A 22,123-nucleotide genomic window follows, 5' to 3' on the forward strand; every position below is an offset into this window, starting at 1 on the left:
TCGTTGAGCAAGCCAGGCCGACAGTTGATATAGAAGGCATAGCCGCGGAAGTTTTCAAACAATCGAGCCAAGAGCTGATATAGAAGTCATAGCCGCGGAAGTTATCGAACATTTGGACAGGGAACGGATACTGACGTTGCGACTCCAAAGATCTCTATGCATTCGAGCAGCGAGGACGATTTATCGACATTGAAACTTGCAAACTGGCATGGCTGTGGGTGAATGATTTAGCGTTAGCATTAATTGGGGTGATGTAGCAGAATCCGTGGCTGACCAGAATCAATATCTTTGCACGTTTGGTCATTTGCTGGTCGTAAAAGCCGCCATCCAACGTCATGAACGCAAATTATGCAAAAAATCCTGCATAATGCTCGATGCCAAAAACTGATTACCTACTTTTTTCAAAAAAGCGATGTATAGTAGGTAAAAATTAATGTATATTGAGTTAGGGCCCCCTAACATTACCTACTATTAGCCGAAAATCCAATAATAGTAGGTAATTCACAAAGTCGGTCTAACCCAATCAGCCCATAAATATACATTTTTACCTACGATTTTAAGAAAAGTCGTCAAAAGTAGGTAAAGTCAAGCTGAACTAATATACAGCTACCTACTTTTGGCAAGAAATCAGCGGAAAGTAGGTAATTTCGGGGCCGCGAGCTGATCATTGCCTAATTTCCTTCACAAAGCTGCCGCCAAATGCCTGCCAAAACTGCCGAATCCCCGCCAATTAGCACCGTGCTCTCTAAAGCTGGTCAGAATCGAATGAACATGTCGCTGAAACTGCCCAAATCTGAATGAATGCTCGGCCCAATCTTGATCAAGTGGGTCTGTGCTTTCGGAAATGATTAGGTAATTCCCAATCCGGTCAAACGAACATTACTAATCTCGATGCTGTATAAAAAACACGATATCATCAGACTGGAGAAAGCGTTTGAAATCCGCTGCCAAAGCCGGTAAACTGACAGCAACAGCAACAGCAACAGCAACAGCAACAGCAACAGGCCGCTTTTATGGTGCGTAATGCTAAAAGTCATGGAAAAGCAGTGCGAAGATGAGACCGCGGCGGCTGGATGCACAAAAGCAGTGCGAAGATGAGACCGCGGCGGCTGATACACAAAAGCAGTGCAAAGATAGTGTCGCGGTGGCTGATACGCAAAAGCAGTGCGAAGATGAGGCCGCGGCGGCTGATACACAAAAGCAGTGCGAAGATGAGACCGCGGCGGCTGATACGCAAAAGCAGTGCGAAGATAGTGCCGCGGCGGCTGGATACGCAAAAGCAGTGCGAAGATGAGACCGCGGCGGCTGATACGCAAAAGCAGTGCGAAGATGAGACCGCAGTGGCCGATACGCAAAAGCAGGGTGAAGTCAGTGTCGCGGCAGCTGATACACAAAAGCAGTGCGAAGATGGGACCGTGGCAGCTGGATGCACAAAAGCAGTGCGAAGATGAGACCGCGGTGGCTGATGCACAAAAGCAGGGGGGTCGCGGCTGATACGCAAAAGCAGTGCGAAGATAGTGTCGCGGCGGCTGGATGTATAAAAGCAGCGTGAAAGGAGGTCCGCGATGGCTGATTCAAGTAAAATCGGCAAGTATGAACTGACGGCTTTGATCGTGGGTGCGACGATTGGCTCGGGAATCTTTGGCGTCAACAGTGATCTGGCCAACGCGGCGGCACCGGGACCGGCAATCCTGGGCTGGCTGATCGTCGGCCTGGGCGTGTGGTGCCTGATTGCCGCGCTGAATCATCTCTTGCTGCGCTATCCCAAGCAGGACGCCGGAATTTTTGCGTACGCGGGGCTTTCGTTTGGGCCGCTGGGCGAGTTTATTTCCGGTTGGGCATACTGGCTGGCTTCATGGCTGGGTAACCTCGCCTTTGCCACGATTGCGATGAGCGCGCTGGGAACGTTTTGGCCGCTCTTTCAAGGTGGTCAGAACCTGCCGTCGATTCTGCTGGCCATGCTTTTGACGATTGGATTTACCGTGATCGTCAGCTATGGCGTTGAGGCTACCGCGCTGCTTAATTTGATCGGCACGATTGCCAAACTCGTACCATTGCTGATCTTCACCATCGTAGCAGCATTGGCGTTTCATTGGTCGACATTTGTCAATAACTTCTGGGGCTCGGCTGCGCAGTCTTCGCGTCCGGTTTTGGCAGTTGCCGACCAGGTCAAGAACTCGATTATGGTGATGATGTGGCTGTTTATGGGTGTGGAAAGTGCCTCAGTCATGGCGCACCGGGCTAAGCGTCAGCGGGATGCCGTCATGGCTTCATTTGGCGGCTGGCTGATTCTGCTGGTCGTCTACCTGCTGATCTCGCTGCTTCCTTATGGCGTAATGACGCGCGCGCAGTTGGCTGGGGCAGCGCAACCGGCAATGGGGACGATTCTAAGCCGGCTGGTTGGACCCTGGGGCGCGGCTCTGATCAGTCTGGGCTTGCTCATTTCAGTGCTGGTGGCTTGGCTTTCGTGGACAATGCTGCCGGCAGAGGCATTTTTGATGATGACCAAAGACCAGGTGCTGCCGCGTTCGTTTGGCAGGCTCAACTCGCATCATGCCCCGACGACTGCGCTTTGGGTAACGGCGATTGTTCAGTGCCTGTTTCTGTGCTCGCTGCTGTTTACGACCTATGCTTATCGCTTTGCCTACACGCTGGGGACGGCCGCGGGACTGATCGTCTATTTTTTTGTCGGACTGGCGCAGATTAAAGATGGCTGGCAGCAGCGCGCTTATGGTCAATTGGCGATTGGCATCCTGCTGACAATTTTTGAGCTGTTGTCGATGGCGTTGGCTGGCTGGCGGCAGGTGATGATCTTATCACTGAGTCTGCTGCCCGGCTTTCTGATTTATTGGCAGGCTCGGCGCACGCGAAAGCTGAGACTTGCCAAAAACGAATGGCTGACGATGGGCTTGATCAGTATATTAGCCGTTGTTTCGCTGGTTTTGATTTTGAATGGTACGATTCCGATCGAATAGGAGGAAAAGTTATGGTTGAGATTGCTCCATTTGGCGTGGAAGCCTGGTTGAACAAGTGGGAAAAAAGCGCCCGCTACGATATTTCGCAAAGCACGATCGCCTCATTGACGATGGATGAGCTGATGAATCTGGATGGTCATCATGGCGCGGAGTTTTACGAGATGCTCAATGCCCAAAAGATGAACTACGGCTGGATTGAAGGCTCCCCCAGCTTTAAGACCGAAGTTGCCAAGCTTTATCGCCACGTAGATCCGCACAACATCCTGCAGACCAATGGCGCGACGGGAGCAAATCTCCTGGCGCTCTATAGTTTGGTGAACCCTGGCGACCATGTGATTGCTGAATATCCTTCCTATCAGCAGCTCTATGACATTCCAAAATCGTTGGGGGCTGTGGTTGACTACTGGCATATTCATGAGTCTGCTGATTGGTACCCCGATATCACGGAGCTAAAGCAGCTGATGCGTCCTGATACCAAGCTGATCTGTCTCAATAATGCCAACAATCCGACGGGAACTGTCCTGGATCGGGAATTTCTGCAGCAGGTCGTTGACTTCGCAGCTCAGGTTGGCGCCTATATCTTGGTTGATGAGGTCTATCTGCCATTAGATCAGCCAGAAAAGTTCGTTTCAATTGTGGATCTGTACGACAAGGGGATTGCTACCAACTCGCTTTCCAAGACTTATTCGGTTCCCGGCATCCGGATCGGCTGGACGGCGGCTAATGCTGAATTGACCGAGCGTTTCCGCAAGTGTCGCGACTATACGATGATCTGCGGCGGGGTCTTTAACGATCTAATGGCTACCTATGTCCTGCGTCATAAAAAACAGGTCCTGGCGCGCAATCGAAAGCTGGTCATGAGCAATCTGCGGATCTATCAAGAATGGATTGCCAATGAGGAGCGGGCCAGCGTGGTCATGCCGCAAGCCGTCTCAACCTCATTTCCCAAGCTGGACGTACCGGTTGACATTCACCAGTTCTGCGAGCAGCTGCTGGCTGACCAGGGCGTTTTGCTGGTGCCGGGGGATGCGTTTGATACGCCAGGCCACGTCAGATTGGGGTACTGCGCGCCGCAAGCTACGTTAAAAGAGGGGCTGAAACGACTCTCGACAGCTTTACATCAATACGACTGATTAACGACTTTGTTCAATTTCAAACGATTGCATTTTTCACTAATTGCCGCTGTTTTGAAAAACAAAGCGATTTCAATGTGGTATACTAAAGATCCTTGGCAGGGGCAGCGGGGCTGATTGCTACTTAATTGTAAGTGGTTACAGTCTCGCTTTTATTTTGTATTGTCAAATGGTCTATAAAAAAACATATGAAGTTTTAAACGTTTTACCAAAGAAATCAGAAAAAAGTTTGTGAAATTTAAATCACACTTCTTTAACATTTTTTAAACTTCTGCCTTGATTTAAAACGGTTTACTTCCGAACAATACTGATAACGGTTTCATAGTTTCACAAAGTTGATAAATGTATGCGGTTTACAGTTTTACAAAAGATGGGTATATTATTATGGCACGCAAGATTTTCTCAGTTCGACTGCAATTATTCCGCTATTCTGAGATACTGAGAAATTGCGATTGAGAAAAAGTTAGATTCAGTTTTTAAGAAAGGTGTTATATCCATGTATCTTGCAATTAACATTCTTGGGTTGCTTGTCTTCTTGGGTATCGGTTTTCTGTTCTCTAAGGACAAAAAAGCGATCAACTGGAAAGCAATTGCTATCATGATTGTATTGAACCTGGTCCTGGCCTGGTTCCTGACTGGTTCAGCTGCTGGTCGTGCCGGCGTTAAGGCTGCTGCCGACGGTTTTGCTTGGGTCGTCAACATTTCTGCTAAGGGTACTGTCTTTGCCCTGGGTGGTTGGTACAATGTTAAGAACCTGAACTTCATCTGTTCTGCATTGATGCCAATCCTGATGATCGTTCCACTGTTCGACATCTTGACTTACATCGGCTTCTTGCCATGGATCATCAAGTGGATCGGTAAAGGCCTGTCATTCATCACGGGTCAACCAAAGTTCGAATCGTTCTTTGCCGTTGAAATGATGTTCCTGGGTAACACGGAAGTTCTGGCCGTTTCCGGTATGCAAATCCGTAAGCTGACCAAGGCTCGTAACCTGACCATCGCCATGATGTCCATGAGCTGTGTTACTGCTTCGATCCTGGGTGCCTACATCCAAATGATGCCTGGTCAATTTATCCTGACTGCCGTTCCAATCAACATCGTTAACTCACTGATTGCTACCAGCCTGCTGAACCCAGTTACGGTTGATGAATCTGAAGACACGATTGAAAAGATTGGTAACTCTGACAACGGTAAGAAGGAACCATTCTTCAGCTTCCTGGGCGACTCCATCCTGGGTGCCGGTAAGCTGATCCTGATCATCATTGCTAACGTTGTTGCCTTCGTTGCTCTGGCTGCTTTGATCGACGCCATCCTGGCTCTGTTCTGGAAGCAATTGTCTTTGGAAAGCATCCTGGGTGTGATCATGTTCCCATTTGCTTGGCTGCTGGGTCTGCCTGTTCACCAAGCATGGATGCTGTCACAAGACATGGGTATGAAGCTGGTTACGAACGAATTCGTTGTTATGGGTGAAGTTACGGGCAAGATTGCTTCTTACCCACACCACCTGCAAGCCGTTCTGACCACGTTCGTTACTTCCTTTGCCAACTTCGGTACGCTTGGTATGATCATTGGTTGTTTCAAGGGTATCGCCGACAAGGAAACCAACGACTACATTGCTCAAAACATTGGCTACCTGCTGCTGTCTGGTATCTTGGTATCACTGCTGTCTGCAGCCTTTGTTGGTCTGTTCGTTTGGTAAGATCTACGACTGCTTACGCTTAACGCGTTTTGCCAGTCAAAAGGGGCTGGCCGTCCATTCCGGTTGGCCCTTTTGTTTCCTAGAAAAGTAAAAGCGCTTACTGACGCTTGATTGTAATTTTGAGGAGGAATTCATGATGACGACTAAGATTATTATGGACACTGATCCTGGTATTGATGACGCAGCTGCTTTGACGATGGCAATCAACAACCCTGAAATCGACTTGAAGCTGATCACGGCGGTTGCTGGTAACGTTTCGGTTGACAAGACGACGGCCAACGCACTGAAGATCGTTAACTTCTTTGGCAAGCGTGACGAGATTCCAGTTGCAGAAGGCGCCAAGGAACCTTTGATCAAGCCATTTGAAGATGCAGCTCGGATCCACGGTGCTTCTGGGATGGAAGGCTACGACTTTGGCAATGACTACGGTGCGCCAATTGAAAAGAGTGCCGTTCAAGCTCTGCGCGATGCCATCATGGCTGAAGACGAAATCACGCTGGTGCCAACTGGTTCCTACACCAACATTGCGCTGCTGTTCAAGGAATTCCCAGAAGTTAAGAGCCACATCAAGCAAATCGTTGCCATGGGCGGTTCCCTGACTGGCGGTAACATGACCAGTGTTGCTGAATTCAACGTCTTCACTGATCCTCACGCGGCTGAAATCATGTACAAGTCTGGTGTGCCAATCGTAACGGTTGGTCTGGACGTTACGCTGAAGGCCTTGCTGACGCAGGACAGCCTGAACGCAATCAAGGACATGAATGAGACTGGTAAGATGCTTTATGGTCTGATCAGCCACTACAACGACGTCAGTGCTGAAACTGGCGGTCACCCAATGCACGACGTCAACACGATCTTCTACCTGCTGCACCCTGAAGCATTTACGACTAAGGATGTCTGGATCGACATTCAAACTGATGGTCCAGCAATTGGTGCCATGGTCGGCGACATTCGCGGTGCCTATCACGATGGCAAGACCAACGCCAAGGTATGTGTTGACATCGACGCTGAAGCCTTTAACAAGTGGTTTGTTGAAGAAGTCAGCAAGATGCGCTAAAACCAAATAATCATCTGGAAGCTGGCTGCCCAGGTTTCAGACAAAAAGCCGATTGATTCGCCAAGCGCGTTTCAACCGGCTTTTTGCGTAGCTTGACCAGGCACGGAAAATGGTTTGCTCTCGTTGTTAGACGTGGGGCTGACAACGGGTTTAGCGAGCTGTTGCGACGGCATCTAAAAATCCGCTGTAAATCGTTGGATTGCTTGAAACAACGGCTTTTTTGGGGTAAAGTAATGGAGTATGTGAAACATCTTCCTGTTTCACAAAGGAGGACTTATGACACCGGAAGAATTTCGACGGGCACTGCAGGATCACGGCATTGAACTGACTGATCAGCAGATGACCCAATTTGCGATTTATTATGAAGATCTGGTGGCCACCAACGAACATGTTAATCTGACGGCCATTACGGATCAAAAAGAAGTTTATCTCAAGCATTTTTATGACTCGTTGACGGGAGCGCTGGCCGAACCTCGTCTACAGACTGAAGCCCTGACGCTTTGCGATATTGGCGCGGGCGCTGGTTTCCCTTCGCTGCCGCTGAAGATTGCCTTTCCACAGCTCAAGATTACGATCGTGGATTCACTGAACAAGCGGATCAAGTTTTTGGCTGATCTGGTTGCCAAGCTGGGCCTAACTGACGTCAATCTGATTCATGATCGCGCTGAGACTTTCAGTGCCAAAAAGAGTCCCTACCGCGAAAGCTTTGACGTGGTCACGGCGCGGGCAGTGGCGCGACTGGCAGTTTTAAGCGAGCTTTGTCTGCCAGCGGCTAAGGTCGGCGGCGAGTTTATCGCATATAAGGCCAGTGCCGCTAAAGACGAGCTGCAAAAAGGCGGCAAGGCGGTCAAGGTACTGGGCGGCCAGGTTGAGCACACCACTAAGCTGACCCTGCCCGGTACGGATGAGGAACGCAATCTGATCGTAATTGAAAAAGTTGCCGCCACGCCGAAAAAATACCCTCGGCGGCCAGGACTGCCCAACAAGCAGCCAATTGAGTAGAAAAGAGGATTGAGACATGGCATTTTCACTGTTTGGCCTTGGCAAGCACCAGGGAACCGCCAGCGAAACCAAAAATCAAGTCGTTGAGATTCCGGTTGCCGCCATCGTGCCCAACCAATACCAGCCGCGGAAGGTTTTTGACCAAACCGAGATTCAAGAGCTGGCCCAGACGATCAGCGAGCATGGTCTGCTGCAGCCAATCGTTGTGCGGGAATTTCGACCAGACGAATACGAGATCATTGCTGGTGAGCGGCGGTTTAGGGCCGTTAAGCTGCTGCAATGGGAAAAGATTCCGGCGATCGTTGAAAAGATGACTGACGCGGAATCAGCTTCATTAGCACTGATCGAAAATCTGCAACGCGCCCAGCTGAGTCCGGTTGAAGAAGCGCAGGCCTACAAGCAGTTGATGGAATTCAACCATCTGACCCAGGCAACGCTGGCTAAGGGAATGGGCAAGAGCCAGTCGTTCGTTGCCAATAAGCTGCGGCTCTTGAAACTGATCAAGCCCGTTCAAAACGCGATTTTGGATGGCCGGATTACCGAGCGTCATGGCCGGGCCCTGCTGAGTCTGGATGAGGATCAGCAGCGCACGCTTTTAATGGAGATCGTCAACCAGCATTGGAACGTTCGCCAGACTGAAGATGCCGTGGCACAAATGCTGGGCAAGCCAACCAGTGCGGAAAAGGCCGCGCAACAGGCTGCTCAGGAAAAAACCGCTGCCAGTCAAAGCGATGCGGCGGCCCCGTCAAGCCCAGCAACCGAAAATGATGCCGCTGCTGAACCAGCTGCCAAAAAGCCTGCTAAGCAGAAACGGGCTAAGAAAAAGCAGCCCAAATCAATCAAGGTCAGTGACCCGCGGATTGCCGTCAACACGATCAAGCACTCCATTAAGATGGTCAAGGACAGCGGCGTGGCAGCCAAGGTCAGTGAAAAAGACACGGCCGATTCATATGAGATTACCATTCGCATTCCGAAGCACTAAAGGAAGGACTGGCGAAACATGGCAAAAAAACGTGGCTTTAGTCTCGCGGCGCTGTTTGGCGATAATGATGCCAAGCAAGACCACGAGCAAAGCGTAGAAGAAATTGAACTAACGGCGATTCGGCCCAATCCATACCAGCCGCGGCGTACTTTTGACGAAGCGGCTCTGCAGGAATTAGCGGCTTCGATCAAAGAATCAGGCGTCTTTCAGCCGATCATTCTGCGGCAGCCGGATCCAGATCTGAATCGTTATGAGATCATTGCTGGCGAACGACGCTTCCGGGCTTCCAAGCTGGCTGGCAAAACAACGATTCCCGCGATCGTACGGACGATGAGCGACTCGCAGATGATGGAGGTTGCCGTCTTAGAAAACCTGCAGCGCGAGGATCTGACGCCGCTGGAAGAAGCACAGGCTTATCAATCACTGATGGACCGCCTGCAGCTGACTCAGGCCCAGGTCGCTGAAAAGCTGGGCAAGAGCCGGCCTTACATTGCCAACTATCTGCGGCTGCTGGGACTGCCACAGCCGGTCAAGGACATGCTGGAGGACCACCGCTTATCAATGGGGCAGGCTCGGACGCTATTAGGGCTAAAAGATGAACAGGCTTTAGTTAAGCTGGCTCAGCGCGCGGTTAAGGAAAATCTGACCGTGCGGCAGCTTGAACAGCTGGTGGCCGAACAAAATCAAACTGTCAAGCCTGCTAAACCTGCGAAGAAAAAGGCGGCTGCCAAAAAGCCGGCCTATGTTCGTGAAGCCGAAGAACAGCTGCAGAGCCGGTTTGGCACCAAGGTCGTGATGACGGCGGGCAAACGGGGCGGCAAGGTCGAGATCCCGTATACCTCGGATGATGACCTGACGCGGATTTTGGATCTTTTGGGAGTCAAGTTCGATTAGAGAGGAGCAGTTGCGATGAAAACCTATGAACTAAACGACATTGTGCAGATGAAAAAGCAGCACCCATGCGGCACCAACCGCTGGCAGATCATCCGAACGGGGATCGACGTCAAGCTGCAGTGCACGGGCTGCGGTCATATCGTGATGATGTCGCGGCAAAACTTTGAAAAGCATCTCAAAAAGGTGCTGGAACATGCCGAAAACGAAGCAGACTAATTAAAAAAGGAGCAATTATTTCATGTCTTTAACTGCAGGTATCGTGGGACTGCCAAACGTCGGCAAGTCCACGCTGTTTAACGCTATTACCAAGGCTGGTGCTGAAATGGCCAACTACCCATTTGCCACGATTGAACCCAACGTGGGGATGGTGGAAGTGCCAGACAAGCGCCTGGAACGAATTCAAGAACTGATTCCCGCCAAAAAGATCGTGCCAACCACGTTTGAGTTCACCGACATTGCCGGGATCGTCAAGGGGGCCTCAAAAGGTGAAGGTCTGGGGAACCAATTCCTGGAAAACATTCGCCAGACTGACGCCATCGTGCATGTCGTACGGGCATTTGACGACACGGACATCACCAGTGTTTCTGGCAAGGTTGACCCCATCGAAGACATTGACACGATCAACCTGGAACTGGTAATGGCCGATCTGGATGCCGTTAACAAGCGCCTGGCCAAGGTTCAACGGGCAGCTAAGGGTCGCGACAAAGAAGCCCTGGCTGAACTGGAAGTCTTAAACAAGATCAAGCCGGTTTTGGAAAATGGTCAAAGCGTGCGCTCCATCGAATTCAACGACCAAGAACAAAAAATCGTCAAGGGTCTATTCCTGCTGACGAGCAAGCCGGTCCTGTACGTTGCCAACATCGCTGAAGAAGACATGGCCGATCCAGATGCCAACAAATACATGGATGCCATCAAAGAACACGTTAAGGGCGATGGCGAGGTCATTGGCGTAGCGGCAGCGGCTGAAGAACAGATTGCCGAAATGGATGAAGAAGAAAAGGCTGACTTCCTGGAAATGGAAGGCGTTGAAGAACCCGGCCTGAACCGGCTGATTCGGGCAGCCTACAAACTGCTGGGCCTGGAAACCTTCTTCACGGCGGGCGGACCAGAAACGCGGGCCTGGACCTTTAAGAAAGGCACTAAGGCACCACAGGCAGCCGGCATCATCCACTCTGACTTTGAACGCGGCTTTATCCGAGCTGAGGTTATGAGCTTCGCGGATCTTGACGAATTGGGCAGTGCCCAGGCCGTTAAGGAAGCCGGCAAGCTGCGGCTGGAAGGTAAGGAATACGTAATGCAGGACGGCGACATCGTTGAGTTCCGCTTCAACGTCTAATCATTGAAACAATTAAATAGAGAGGAAGAACATCTTGGCTGAATCAAAAGAACAACAACCACGCAATGCCGCTGCCGGCCAGCGACAAAAAGAATACGCCAAAGACCAGCGTCAAGAAACGGCGCGAGCTTTTGGCAAGCAGGGACTGACGCGTAAAAACGAAGAATTCATGTTCCAATTAAACAAGCAGCTGGACGCACAGGGCGCTGACCCAGCTAAAAAGCCAGCCATGCTTGAAGAAACGCTCAAAGCGCTGCAGGAAGGCCAAAAGACTGGTCAAACGGCGCGCGGCCTGTTTGGCACGCCAACACAGCGGGCCCACGCTCTGCTGCACCCTGAACCAACCGAACAATCTCAGACGCAGAGCTCATTAAAATTGATGGCACTGGATAACGGGATCATGTTCTTTGCCATCTTTACCTTTATGTTTGGGCTGATGGACTGGATCTCCCCACAATCAATGAAGGTTGCGCACAACGGCAATATGGGGATCACCTCAATCATCATCGTTGCCATTACTGGTGGGATTCTGTTTGGCTGGATTGCCAAGTACATGCTGCCAGTTAAGAACGAAGAAACCGGCAAGTACGTCAAGCGGCCATTATGGGCACGGATCGTTACGGTGATCAGTGGTCTGGTAATGTGGATTTTGATCTACATTCTGACGGCCATGATGCCAAACAGCGTCAACCCACGTTTGAATCAATGGTTCTACCTGATTTTAGGGGTGGCAGCCTTTGCGCTCGACATCTGGCTGCGGGGACGCTACCACATTACCAGCGCCTTTTCGCCACGCCGTCAGCAGCGGCAATAAAAATCAGCATCGCGGTTCCACGTGAAACGCGGTGCTTTTTTACAAATCGTCAGAATCTACCCCCGACAGATTTGGTATTTGGTCCTAAAATGATGGTTAAAAGGAGTTAAAACCGAACAATCCGAAAAATATTATTAGAATTATGTTAGAATCACGATTATTCGTTGACCAATCGCCAAAAACCTAGTAAGGTAGTAGCTAATATTTAAAGAAGGAAGTGCAGATTGATGTCGAATTGGGATACTAAGTTTGCCAAGAAAGGCTTAACGTTTGATGATGTGCTGCTGATTCCAGCGGAAAGTCATGTCTTGCCAAATGAAGTCGATTTGAGTACGCAGCTGGCAAAGAATATTAAACTGAACGTGCCATTTATCAGTGCCGGGATGGATACCGTTACTGAAAGCTCAATGGCAATTGCGATGGCCTTGCAAGGCGGGATGGGGGTCGTTCACAAGAACATGTCCATCGATGCTCAAGCCGGCGAAGTAGCCACGGTTAAAGGCGTTGAACTGCCTGCCAACTCAAACTTCAACCGCGCTGCCGTTGATGAAAACGGTCATCTGCTGGTTGCGGCTGCCGTTGGGGTTACGTCCGACACGTTCCAACGCGCTGAAGCTCTGCTGAAGGCCGGCGTTGACGCGATCGTAATCGACACGGCCCATGGTCACTCGGCTGGGGTGCTGCGCAAGATTGCCGAAATTCGCGAACATTTCCCAGAAGTTACGCTGATTGCTGGTAACGTAGCCACTGGTGAAGGTACCAAGGCGCTGTTTGACGCTGGTGTTGACGTGGTTAAAGTCGGCATCGGCCCTGGCTCGATTTGTACGACGCGGGTGGTTGCCGGTGTTGGTGTCCCACAGATTACGGCAATTTACGATGCTGCTTCCGTGGCTCATGAATACGGCAAGGCCATCATTGCTGACGGTGGGATCAAGTACTCTGGCGACATCGTTAAGGCCCTGGCTGCTGGTGGGAACGCCGTAATGCTGGGCAGCATGTTTGCCGGTACGACGGAAGCCCCTGGCGAAGTCTTTGAAGAAAACGGCAAGAAGTACAAGGGCTACCGTGGCATGGGTTCCGTGGCAGCCATGGCTCAATCGCATGGTTCTTCTGACCGTTACTTCCAAGGTGGGGTCAACGAAGCCAACAAGCTGGTTCCAGAAGGTATCGAAGCTCGGGTTGAATACAAGGGCGACGTGGCTGACGTGATCTTCCAAATGGTCGGTGGTCTGCGCTCCGGGATGGGCTACGTTGGCGCCAAGGACATTCCAACCTTGATCGACAACGCTCAATTCGTTCAGATCACGAACGCTGGTCTGCGTGAATCACACCCACACGACGTTCAAATTACCAAGGCTGCTCCTAACTACAAATAATGGCTAAGCCTGAATTCAAAAGCGCTGCTTAAAAGCGAGCAGCGCTTTTTTGCGTTCTGAAACGTCATTTGATGATTGTTTGATTGGCTAGTTGGCTAAATGTGTTAAGATAACAGTTAGCCAAACTTCGAAAAAGGATGAGTTATATAATGAAGAAACTGTTCATTTTGTTGATGATTTTAGCAGCCGTTTGTTTTGTCGGCGTCTGGATCTATCAGACACAGCGGCTCAAAAAGAATGCCCAGGCACCAATCGGCAAAAGACAGGTAGTCATGAACTGGGGCTTGATCGTTTTGTTTGTGATCGGTCTGGTGGGCGCATTTGCCGTGCCGGGAGATAAAACCAGTGAGCCGGCTGAACATCATCCTGCTAATGAACATGCCACTAAGGTCAGCAAGGCACAGTCCAGCTCAGAGTCAGCCGCGGCCGCATCCAGCAGCTCGCAGTCAGCCAGCTCATCATCAGCGAGTTCTTCATCCTCATCGACAAGTTCTTCATCCAGCAGTCAGCTGCAGGTCGATTTTCCGACTGACGTTTCCTTAAATAAGACCGGGGATGCGACCGTCAGCTTTAAGGCGCCAGCCAACACGCAGTTTGAGATCAAAGACAGCAATAACAACGTCGTGACGACTTTGAACGGCAACGCGCAGGGAGCTGATCAAACCTATAACTTTAAAAAGCCAGGCAAATACCACGTTACCGCTCATAATGGCGACCAGACCATTGATAAAGATTTGACTGTGCGCGGTATCGGCCAATAAACAATAAAATTTTTATTAACGAATTTTATTCTATTAAATTATTTATAAAATATAAATATATAGCGTTAACAAACGTAACATTCCGTAACTGTGCACATAAAACAATAAATTAATCTTTTAACAAACAAGGCGTTAAACCCTAGTGCGACATGGCAGATGGGGCTTGACGCCTTGATTTTTTTGGCTTATGCATAGATAATTTTAAGGTATGTAGATGTAAAATTTTTTTAAAAAATGGGACTATGTAAATATGAATGAAGAATCGAATCAAAATCAACCGGTGCACCATTCGCACCATCACCACCATCATCATCACCATCGTCGGAAACGATTAGGTTTGAAGATTTTGTGGTCATTTATTGGACTTTTGGTGATTCTCGCCTTGATTTTCGCGGGGGTTGCCTGGCGAAACGTCCATGTTGCTACTAATAATATGTACAGCGAATCAGGCGCCAAGACATACCGGAATGCTGACAAGGTCCTCAAGCAGGGCAAGCCGATCAACATTCTGCTTTTGGGGACTGATACAGGGGCGCTGGGCCGCAGCTATAAAGGCCGGACGGATACGATCATGATGATGACGCTTAATCCGCAAAAAAAGACGACCACGATTGTCAGCCTGCCGCGGGACATGAAGGTTAATCTGCCAGGATATGCCGAATATTCACCGGCTAAGATCAACGCGGCCTATACATATGGTGGGGTTAAAGAAACCATCAATACTATTCAAAAATACTTTAACGTGCCAATTGACTACTATGTAATGGTCAACATGGGCGGGCTGGAAAAAGCCATCAATCAGGTCGGCGGCGTCAGCGTGACTTCGCCTTTGACGTTTGACTATGAAGGCTACAGCTTTAAAAAAGGTAAGACGTACCACATGAATGGCGACCAAGCCCTGGCCTTTAGTCGAATGCGCTATGACGATCCACAAGGCGACTATGGCCGGCAAGAACGGCAGCGCCTGGTCATTACCGCTTTAATGAAAGAAGCTGCTTCATATAAGTCAGTGCTTAACCAAAAATTCTTGAATTCGATTGCTGATCAGTCCAAGACCAATCTGACGTTCAGCGACATGACGACTTTAGCCATGAAGTATCGCAAGGCCAATGGCAAAGTGGTTTCTGATCACGCGCAGGGCCATGGCGACAGTGAAGGCGGCGAGTCGTTTGAAGTCGTGCCAACCAGCGAGATGCAGCGCGTGTCCGATGAGATTCGTGATGCCTTGCAGCTTAAACACGTCAGCGTGACTGATTAAAGGAGGAAAACATTGGAAAACAGCAGCAACAACACGATCGATTTGCGTCGCCTGTTTAATCTGTGCCGTAAACATCTGAAGTTTTTGATTACCTGTACGATTGCCCTGGCATTGGCCGGCTTTATCGTTTCTAAATTCATTATGACGCCGAAATACACGGCAACCACGCAATTATTGGTTAACCAAAAAAACGAAAACAATGCCAATGGTCAGGCCTACAACAACCAACAGGCCGATATTCAGGTCATCAATACCTACAAGGACATCATTACCAGTCCAGTAATTCTAAAAGAAACCAAAAAAGAACTGGCCAACCCAGTCAAGGTCGTTCGCAAGGCCCAGCCAGCCAAGTACAAGACGCTGGCTGATGGGACCAAGCGGCTGGTCAGCGCGGCCAAGCCAGCTAAGGTTGAACACACCGGTCAAGGCTACAGCATGACGACCAGCCAGCTGTCAGACGCGATCACGATCAAGACGCAGACCAACTCGCAAGTCTTCTCGGTCAGCGTGGAAACCGACAATCCGAAGAAGTCCGCGGCGGCCGCCAACACGATTGCCAGCGTCTTCAAAAGCCGAATCAAGAAGATCATGAATGTCAACAACGTGACGATCGTGGCCCGTGCGACAACGCCAAGTAAGCCATCATCGCCTAACGTTAAGCTGTTTACGCTGGCTGGGGCGGTCTTAGGGCTGTTGATCAGCTTTATGATCGTACTGATGCGCGACCTGATGGATACCAGTGTGCGGGACAACGACTTCATGGTTGATGAACTGGGCTTGACGAATCTTGGTCAGATTACCCACATCAACTTGGATGGTTTCTCAATCAAGCAGCGTTCGCAAAACACGCAGACGCGCCGGGTCTAAAGGAGGGTTATGATGGGAATCTTCAAACGTAAATCGCGAGTTGACAACAATACGATGAAAAACGGCGCCAAGCTGATCACGGTGGCTAAACCAAAGAGCGTCGCCGCGGAACAGTTTCGGACCGTGCGTACCAACATTCACTTCATGGCCGTGGACCGACGCTTAAAGACGATTGCTTTTACCTCCGCCAACATCAGTGAAGGGAAAAGTACCGTCGCGGCCAACCTGGCCATCGTCTGGGCGCAAGAAGGCAAGAGCGTGCTGCTGATTGACGCCGACATGCGCCGTCCAACGCTGTACTCGACTTTTGATCTGGCTGGTCAAGAAGGATTGTCAACGGTTTTGAGCAGTGACCAGGCAGAAGTCAACTTAAACGATGTGATTCAGGAAAGCGGCATTGAAGGATTAGACCTGCTGCCAAGTGGAGCCGTACCGCCTAACCCGGCCGAACTGCTCAGCTCACAGCGCATGAAGGTACTTTTGGAAGCCGTGCAGGCCCAATACGATCTGGTTGTCCTGGACGTGCCACCAATGCTGGAAGTTACCGATACGCAAACGATTGCGGGCAGCGTGGATGGCGTGGTGCTGGTTGTACGACAGGGTGTAACGCAAAAAGCTGGCGTGCGGCGGGCCGTTGAACTGTTGAAGATGAGTCACGCGCATCTGTTAGGCTATGTTATGAATGACGTCGTACCAGAAGACGACGCGGGCTACGGTTATGGCTACGGCTATGGATATGGCTACGGCTACGAAAAAGAATCGGAAAACTAGGCTCGTCGCATACATCAGGAAGGGTGAATCAAGATGGTTTTGATCGATCTGCATTGTCACTTGTTGCCAGGCGTGGATGATGGTTCACCTGACCTCGCGACTTCTTTAAAACTGGCCCAGGACGCGGTTAATGATGGCGTAACGCACGCTTTATTGACGCCGCATCATATGAATGGGCACTATATCAATCATAAAGCCGATGTATTGCAGCTGACGGCGGACTTTCAGCAAGCGCTGAATGAAAACGAGATTCCATTAACGGTTTTTCCAGGTCAGGAAGTCCGGATCAATGGTGAGCTGCTGGAAGCCTTGCAGAAAGACGATATTTTGTTCGCGGATGAGGGCGGCCGCTACATGCTGCTGGAGTTTCCCAGCCAAGAAGTGCCGCAGTACGCGAAGGAAATGGTCTTTAAGCTGCGGCAGCAAGGTATCGTGCCGATTATCGTCCATCCCGAACGAAATGCCGAGCTGCTGGAACATCCAGAAAGACTGCAGCCGTTCTTGGAGCAGGGATGCCTGACCCAATTGACGTCCAGCAGCTATCTGGGCCGGTTCGGCAAAAAGATTGAAAAGGTTACGACCAGCATGATCAAGGCCGGGCAGGGAGCAATCTTTGCCTCTGACGCGCATGCCTTGAGTCATCGCGAATACGAGCTCAGTGAAGCGCTGCAGAAACTGCGCAGTGAATTTGGCGCTGAGCTGGCTGATACATATGAACAAAACGCGCGCGACATAATTAATGGGGATCAGGTTAATTTAGATTGGCAGCCATTGCCTAAAAAGAAGCATTTTTGGTTCTTTTAGTTAAGAAAATTAGGCGGGGGGGGGTGACCTCGCCCCTCTTTTCGACTAAAGAGGATGATTAAGGGAGGAGGATTAGTATGATGAAGGTTACTGACAATGAAATAGCCAAAGCCAGGAAGTCGCAATTTTATCCTAGGTACATCAAACGGGGGATAGACCTTATTATCAGTTTTCTATTACTAGTAATTTTGTGGCCACTCTTTTTGATATTGGCGGGGTGGATTAAATTAGACTCAAGCGGTCCGGTTTTCTTCCGTCAAGAAAGAATGGGAAAAAACGGCCGACCATTTAAAATCTATAAATTTCGAACAATGTACATAAACGCTCCGCAACTAGCAACTGCGAGCTTTGAAAATCCAGAAAAATACATAACTAAAGTTGGTAAATGGCTGCGTAAATCAAGCCTGGATGAATTACCACAATTAATCAACGTTTTCAAAGGTGAAATGAGCATTATCGGTCCAAGACCATTGATTCTGAAAGAAAAGAAAGTCTTGTCATTACGGCATGCAAACGGAGCTGAGGCAGTTCTACCGGGGATTACTGGCTTAGCACAGGTCCGTGGCCGCGACTTAGTGACTGATGAACAGAAGGCTGCTTATGATGGTGAATATGCGGCAAATCTAACGTTGGCCGAGGATGCCAGGATTTGTTACAAAACGTTCTTTGATGTTATTTGCAGTCGGGGAATACATGAAGGGAAAAAGAAGTGAACAAAGAAAATTATGTTAAAGGATTAGTATCGATTATTACTCCTTGCTATAATGGTGAACGGTTTATTAAAGAAACAATTGATTCTGTTGAGTCTCAGACATACCCGAATTGGGAAATGTTAATTATAGATGATGGTTCTACTGATAACTCGGAAAAAATAGTTAATCAATATGTAGAAAAAGATTCGCGGATTAAACTAATTAAGCAAAAAAATGCTGGATCGGCAGCGGCTAGAAATAATGGAATTCGTCATGCACAAGGTCAATATATTGCATTATTGGATTCTGATGATATTTGGTTACCAGAATTTTTAAATGATCAAATAGGATTTATGAGTGAAAAGAAAGCCTTTTGTGTATGCTCATCTTATAGGAGAATTGATGAAAACTCTGATGAGACTTTGTCGCCAGTAATTGCAAAACCAGTTATTACACTAAAAGACATGGAAGCAATTGATTACATTGGCTGTTTAACAGGCTTGTATGATTGTTCTAAGTATGGCAAGGTATTTTTACATACTGAGTTAAAAAGTTTATTAGATGATTATGAATATTGGATAGATGTTATTAAATTATCTGGTACTGCTTATGGTAATCAAAAGATATTAGCCAAATATAGGGTTAGAAAAAATTCTTTAACTGGAAATAAGAAGAAATTAATATCTAAACATTATAAGTTTTATAGAACCGTCTTAAAGCAGAATGTTATTAAGAGTTGTATTAGTGTTGGCAAATGGGCAGTTAATGGATTCCAAAAGTATAGGGTTTAGACGGGGGATTTAATAAATGATTCCTAAGATTATTCATTACTGTTGGTTCGGTAATAATAAGATTCCTAGAAAATTAGTTAAAAACATTGAATCTTGGCGGAAAACTAATCCAGATTTTAAAATTATTAAATGGGATGAGTCTAACTTTGATATAACTAAAGCTAATGATTTTGTAAAGAATGCGTATCTAAATAAACATTGGGCATTTGTAAGTGATTATGTTAGATTATATGCAATTTATAATTATGGTGGAGTTTATTTAGACACTGATGTTGAATTACTTAGACCACTAGATGAAGTGTTGAGGGAATTTCCAACCGGATATATTGGATACGAGAATAATGAATTTATTAACTCTGGATTAGGTTTTGCTGCAGAAAGGAATAGTAAAATCATTAGTGAAATGATGGACTATTATAATGCAATTGTATTTAATAAAACAGAATTGGAGGAAATTGCTTGCCCAATTTTAAATACAAAGATTTTAATAACTCATGGCTTAGTTGGAAATAATCAGATGCAAAAAATTGACGATATAGCGATATTGCCAATGGAATACCTTTGTCCGCAAACCTTAGGAGACGGAAAAAGGAAAATTACAAACAATACAATTTCAATCCATCAATATAATGCTAGTTGGTTACCTTCTTATAAAAGAAACTGGATAAAAGTTGTTATGGGTATAAAAAAAATTCTGCCGACTTGGATGGTAAAAAAATTGCGTAATTATTTAAGGAAAAACAAATGAGTACTAGTAGATATAATCTTTTTTCAATAGCCTCCTTTATATTGTTACTAGTAAATTATAAGTTCTTATATTTATTTAAACTGCCTGATAGTTATGGCGAAAGATCAAATGAAATACTTTTTGTATTAGTAACAGTTTGTATGTTTTTAGTGTTTATCTATAGTAAAAATAGGAAAACGTTGAATCTAAATTTTCAATATACTAAATATTTATTTTTGATATATATCATAGTTTTTATTGAGATGCTATTTACAATGATTAAATATACAGGAGAACCAAGTACATCGGCTTTTATTGAAACGTGTCCTTACTTAGCATTATTATCCTATTATATTTTTTCTAGTTCCTGTCAATTAAATTATTCTTCTTTTCTTAAACAATTAATGTTTTTTAGTACTATAGCATCCGCTTTTGCTATAGTAGAATATTTTCTTTATTTGTATAATGGTATTTCTCTGTTTAAGTTTTTTGGATTTAATTATGGTCAAGTTACTAGTGTTAGCAAAAATGCCATAATAGATTTATCAAGGAATGGCCAGTCAAGACTTATAGGATCTGATCTTATAGATTTTTCTTCAGTGATACCTATTTCTTTAATACTTAATAATAAAAAAAATGTTAATATATCTAAAATTTACGCTTGGATAAATCTTCTATTAATTTATAGTTATGAATTATTTATTTCTAAAACGCGCTCTGTTTTTATCTTTACTTTAATGACATTTTTATTGTTATTTATTTTAAAAATATCATTTATATCAAATGGATTAAAAAAAGTTGCAATGTTTATTATGGCCATTCTTTTTTCATTGTTTTTATTTATAAAATTGAAAATTGAGTATATTAATCATTTAGATTATTCATATTACCATCGAGTTGATGAGGCAGCATATTATATTGAAGTGTTTAAAAATAATTTTTTATTTGGTAATGGGTTACTTAAAGATGTACCTAATTTGTTAGAAGATTATGAACGCATACATGGATTTAATTCTTTTGCAAGTAATTCTTATAATGATATAGGTATTATCGGTCAAATGGGTAAATTTGGAATTTTAGGAATGCTTATTTCTCTTTATTTTCCATTTAAAACTTACTCCATCTTAAAAGAAAAGAAAAAAATGCTTATTTTAGCTATCTTAGTTATGTCAACTTTCTCTTTATTTAATTTATCACTTGTTGATGCTGAAAGATTACCTGTACTTGCTATTTATATGGCACTTGTAGATGGAGCAGTGAGGTCCAAATAACTATGATTTCCAAAAAAACGCTAGTAGTTATACTTAACTATAATCATTATAAAAACACAAAACAATGTGTCGAAAGCTTAATTAGTTCCAATGATATTGGAAATGATTTTTTGATAGTAATAGTGGATAATTGTTCGAAAAATGAGTCGTTTGAAATATTAAAAAAATATTTTTATAAGAAAGATTTCATAAAAGTAATTAAAACGGACCATAATGGTGGATATTCTTATGGCAATAATTTTGGAATTTTATATGCTAAAAAGTATTATGAATTTAAATATATAGCAATTGTCAACCCAGACGTTACTTTTAATTCAGATGTGTTTGATGTATTGATACCTAAGCTTGAAAGTAACGATAAAATAAGCATGATAAGTTGTGGAGTCATTTTCCAAAATAAATTTAATATACTCAATCAATCATGGAATATACCTTCCGTAAAACAATTAATTCTACAACACTCATTGTTATCTAAAAAATTACCAACACGCTTTAGCTATCCAGTCGTAGGCAAAACATTGTTTGAAACAGAACTCCTGCCGGGGAGTTTCTTTATTATTAAAGATAATGTATTTAGTGAAGTTGGATACTTTGACGATAATATATTTATGTATAACGAAGAAATAGCTTTGGGGATCAAAATAAAGAATATTGGAATGATAGCAGCTCTAGATTTATCAGTATGTTATTATCACAATCATAATTGCTTAAGCAAAAGAGATATACTATTAAAATATAAATATAAGTTTAAAAACGTAAAAGATGAATATAACGTGACTTATGATTCTAGAAGATATGTTTGTAAAAGATATTATCAAGGGAAAGGTTTATTTAGACTTGGTTTAATTAATTTTATGAACAAAATAATTTTAGTTTTAAAGCACTGGGTTGCTATTTTTTTGGTGAAGTGATA

The 22,123-nt window shown here is 46.1% G+C and carries 23 protein-coding genes; all 23 read left to right on the plus strand.

Annotation, left to right across the window (positions count from 1 at the left end; all coding sequences use genetic code 11):
• Positions 1-1,054: 1,054 nt before the first annotated feature.
• The 23 genes from ABC765_RS00325 to ABC765_RS00435 all read left to right on the plus strand — a co-directional run bounded on the left by ABC765_RS00325 (position 1,055) and on the right by ABC765_RS00435 (position 22,121).
• The gene (locus ABC765_RS00325) at positions 1,055-1,294 is read left to right on the plus strand and encodes a hypothetical protein (protein ID WP_347980471.1); all 240 of its coding nucleotides are present in this window, start codon (positions 1,055-1,057) and stop codon (positions 1,292-1,294) included.
• A gap of 77 nt (positions 1,295-1,371) precedes the next feature.
• Positions 1,372-1,494, plus strand: a complete 123-nt coding sequence (locus ABC765_RS00330) for a hypothetical protein (protein WP_347980472.1) — start codon at positions 1,372-1,374, stop codon at positions 1,492-1,494.
• Between the two features lie 71 nt (positions 1,495-1,565).
• The gene (locus tag ABC765_RS00335) at positions 1,566-2,975 is read left to right on the plus strand and encodes a basic amino acid/polyamine antiporter (RefSeq protein WP_347980473.1); all 1,410 of its coding nucleotides are present in this window, start codon (positions 1,566-1,568) and stop codon (positions 2,973-2,975) included.
• Positions 2,976-2,986: 11 nt separating this feature from the next.
• A complete protein-coding gene (locus tag ABC765_RS00340) occupies positions 2,987-4,108 on the plus strand; it encodes an aminotransferase (protein ID WP_347980474.1) in 1,122 nt (373 codons plus the stop codon).
• A 496-nt stretch (positions 4,109-4,604) separates the two neighbouring features.
• On the plus strand, positions 4,605-5,807 hold the full coding sequence (locus tag ABC765_RS00345) for a nucleoside transporter C-terminal domain-containing protein (protein ID WP_347952557.1): 1,203 nt from the start codon (positions 4,605-4,607) through the stop codon (positions 5,805-5,807).
• Positions 5,808-5,943: 136 nt separating this feature from the next.
• Positions 5,944-6,864, plus strand: a complete 921-nt coding sequence (gene rihC / locus ABC765_RS00350) for a ribonucleoside hydrolase RihC (protein WP_278768964.1) — start codon at positions 5,944-5,946, stop codon at positions 6,862-6,864.
• A gap of 276 nt (positions 6,865-7,140) precedes the next feature.
• Positions 7,141-7,866 carry a 16S rRNA (guanine(527)-N(7))-methyltransferase RsmG gene (rsmG, locus tag ABC765_RS00355; protein ID WP_270637666.1) on the plus strand — a complete coding sequence of 242 codons (726 nt, stop codon included), beginning with the start codon at positions 7,141-7,143 and terminating at the stop codon, positions 7,864-7,866.
• A gap of 16 nt (positions 7,867-7,882) precedes the next feature.
• Positions 7,883-8,848 (plus strand): nucleoid occlusion protein, encoded by a 966-nt coding sequence (locus ABC765_RS00360; protein WP_347980475.1) that lies wholly within the window; start codon positions 7,883-7,885, stop codon positions 8,846-8,848.
• Positions 8,849-8,866: 18 nt separating this feature from the next.
• Positions 8,867-9,742 (plus strand): ParB/RepB/Spo0J family partition protein, encoded by an 876-nt coding sequence (locus ABC765_RS00365; RefSeq protein ID WP_278783291.1) that lies wholly within the window; start codon positions 8,867-8,869, stop codon positions 9,740-9,742.
• A 15-nt stretch (positions 9,743-9,757) separates the two neighbouring features.
• Complete coding sequence (locus tag ABC765_RS00370) at positions 9,758-9,958, plus strand: DUF951 domain-containing protein (protein ID WP_006499308.1); 201 nt, start codon at positions 9,758-9,760, stop codon at positions 9,956-9,958.
• 22 nt (positions 9,959-9,980) lie between these two features.
• Positions 9,981-11,078 carry a redox-regulated ATPase YchF gene (ychF, locus tag ABC765_RS00375; RefSeq protein WP_006499309.1) on the plus strand — a complete coding sequence of 366 codons (1,098 nt, stop codon included), beginning with the start codon at positions 9,981-9,983 and terminating at the stop codon, positions 11,076-11,078.
• 34 nt (positions 11,079-11,112) lie between these two features.
• The gene (locus ABC765_RS00380) at positions 11,113-11,892 is read left to right on the plus strand and encodes a DUF1129 domain-containing protein (protein WP_347980476.1); all 780 of its coding nucleotides are present in this window, start codon (positions 11,113-11,115) and stop codon (positions 11,890-11,892) included.
• Between the two features lie 227 nt (positions 11,893-12,119).
• Positions 12,120-13,268 carry an IMP dehydrogenase gene (locus ABC765_RS00385; RefSeq protein WP_006499311.1) on the plus strand — a complete coding sequence of 383 codons (1,149 nt, stop codon included), beginning with the start codon at positions 12,120-12,122 and terminating at the stop codon, positions 13,266-13,268.
• 149 nt (positions 13,269-13,417) lie between these two features.
• Positions 13,418-14,029, plus strand: coding sequence for a hypothetical protein (locus tag ABC765_RS00390; RefSeq protein WP_347980477.1), 612 nt, complete (start codon positions 13,418-13,420; stop codon positions 14,027-14,029).
• A gap of 250 nt (positions 14,030-14,279) precedes the next feature.
• Entirely contained in the window at positions 14,280-15,287 is a 1,008-nt protein-coding gene (locus ABC765_RS00395) for an LCP family protein (RefSeq protein ID WP_347980478.1), read from the plus strand.
• Positions 15,288-15,299: 12 nt separating this feature from the next.
• Entirely contained in the window at positions 15,300-16,154 is an 855-nt protein-coding gene (locus ABC765_RS00400; RefSeq protein WP_347980479.1) for a Wzz/FepE/Etk N-terminal domain-containing protein, read from the plus strand.
• Positions 16,155-16,166: 12 nt separating this feature from the next.
• A complete protein-coding gene (locus tag ABC765_RS00405; RefSeq protein ID WP_347980480.1) occupies positions 16,167-16,925 on the plus strand; it encodes a CpsD/CapB family tyrosine-protein kinase in 759 nt (252 codons plus the stop codon).
• A 33-nt stretch (positions 16,926-16,958) separates the two neighbouring features.
• Positions 16,959-17,729 (plus strand): tyrosine-protein phosphatase, encoded by a 771-nt coding sequence (locus ABC765_RS00410; RefSeq protein ID WP_180304911.1) that lies wholly within the window; start codon positions 16,959-16,961, stop codon positions 17,727-17,729.
• 77 nt (positions 17,730-17,806) lie between these two features.
• Positions 17,807-18,442: a sugar transferase gene (locus ABC765_RS00415; RefSeq protein WP_302517503.1), complete on the plus strand. Its 636-nt coding sequence runs from the start codon at positions 17,807-17,809 to the stop codon at positions 18,440-18,442.
• Positions 18,439-19,212 (plus strand): glycosyltransferase family 2 protein, encoded by a 774-nt coding sequence (locus ABC765_RS00420; RefSeq protein WP_347980481.1) that lies wholly within the window; start codon positions 18,439-18,441, stop codon positions 19,210-19,212. The genes ABC765_RS00415 and ABC765_RS00420 overlap by 4 nt, the downstream gene beginning before the upstream one ends.
• A gap of 16 nt (positions 19,213-19,228) precedes the next feature.
• Positions 19,229-19,960: a glycosyltransferase gene (locus ABC765_RS00425; RefSeq protein ID WP_347980482.1), complete on the plus strand. Its 732-nt coding sequence runs from the start codon at positions 19,229-19,231 to the stop codon at positions 19,958-19,960.
• A gap of 254 nt (positions 19,961-20,214) precedes the next feature.
• Positions 20,215-21,210 (plus strand): hypothetical protein, encoded by a 996-nt coding sequence (locus tag ABC765_RS00430; protein ID WP_347980483.1) that lies wholly within the window; start codon positions 20,215-20,217, stop codon positions 21,208-21,210.
• A gap of 2 nt (positions 21,211-21,212) precedes the next feature.
• Positions 21,213-22,121, plus strand: coding sequence for a glycosyltransferase family 2 protein (locus ABC765_RS00435; RefSeq protein WP_347980484.1), 909 nt, complete (start codon positions 21,213-21,215; stop codon positions 22,119-22,121).
• Positions 22,122-22,123 lie beyond the last annotated feature (2 nt).

The sequence above is a fragment of the Limosilactobacillus sp. WILCCON 0051 genome, assembly GCF_039955095.1.
In the GTDB taxonomy this organism is placed as follows: Bacteria; Bacillota; Bacilli; order Lactobacillales; family Lactobacillaceae; genus Limosilactobacillus; species Limosilactobacillus allomucosae.

Coding starts and splice junctions, on each gene's coding strand:
- ABC765_RS00325 (WP_347980471.1), top strand. CDS start 1,055: ATGAGACCGCGGCGGCTGGATGCACAAAAGCAGTGCGAAGATGAGACC.
- ABC765_RS00335 (WP_347980473.1), top strand. CDS start 1,566: ATGGCTGATTCAAGTAAAATCGGCAAGTATGAACTGACGGCTTTGATC.
- ABC765_RS00340 (WP_347980474.1), top strand. CDS start 2,987: ATGGTTGAGATTGCTCCATTTGGCGTGGAAGCCTGGTTGAACAAGTGG.
- ABC765_RS00345 (WP_347952557.1), top strand. CDS start 4,605: ATGTATCTTGCAATTAACATTCTTGGGTTGCTTGTCTTCTTGGGTATC.
- rihC (WP_278768964.1), top strand. CDS start 5,944: ATGACGACTAAGATTATTATGGACACTGATCCTGGTATTGATGACGCA.
- rsmG (WP_270637666.1), top strand. CDS start 7,141: ATGACACCGGAAGAATTTCGACGGGCACTGCAGGATCACGGCATTGAA.
- ABC765_RS00360 (WP_347980475.1), top strand. CDS start 7,883: ATGGCATTTTCACTGTTTGGCCTTGGCAAGCACCAGGGAACCGCCAGC.
- ABC765_RS00365 (WP_278783291.1), top strand. CDS start 8,867: ATGGCAAAAAAACGTGGCTTTAGTCTCGCGGCGCTGTTTGGCGATAAT.
- ABC765_RS00370 (WP_006499308.1), top strand. CDS start 9,758: ATGAAAACCTATGAACTAAACGACATTGTGCAGATGAAAAAGCAGCAC.
- ychF (WP_006499309.1), top strand. CDS start 9,981: ATGTCTTTAACTGCAGGTATCGTGGGACTGCCAAACGTCGGCAAGTCC.
- ABC765_RS00385 (WP_006499311.1), top strand. CDS start 12,120: ATGTCGAATTGGGATACTAAGTTTGCCAAGAAAGGCTTAACGTTTGAT.
- ABC765_RS00390 (WP_347980477.1), top strand. CDS start 13,418: ATGAAGAAACTGTTCATTTTGTTGATGATTTTAGCAGCCGTTTGTTTT.
- ABC765_RS00395 (WP_347980478.1), top strand. CDS start 14,280: ATGAATGAAGAATCGAATCAAAATCAACCGGTGCACCATTCGCACCAT.
- ABC765_RS00405 (WP_347980480.1), top strand. CDS start 16,167: ATGGGAATCTTCAAACGTAAATCGCGAGTTGACAACAATACGATGAAA.
- ABC765_RS00410 (WP_180304911.1), top strand. CDS start 16,959: ATGGTTTTGATCGATCTGCATTGTCACTTGTTGCCAGGCGTGGATGAT.
- ABC765_RS00415 (WP_302517503.1), top strand. CDS start 17,807: ATGATGAAGGTTACTGACAATGAAATAGCCAAAGCCAGGAAGTCGCAA.
- ABC765_RS00425 (WP_347980482.1), top strand. CDS start 19,229: ATGATTCCTAAGATTATTCATTACTGTTGGTTCGGTAATAATAAGATT.
- ABC765_RS00430 (WP_347980483.1), top strand. CDS start 20,215: ATGATTAAATATACAGGAGAACCAAGTACATCGGCTTTTATTGAAACG.
- ABC765_RS00435 (WP_347980484.1), top strand. CDS start 21,213: ATGATTTCCAAAAAAACGCTAGTAGTTATACTTAACTATAATCATTAT.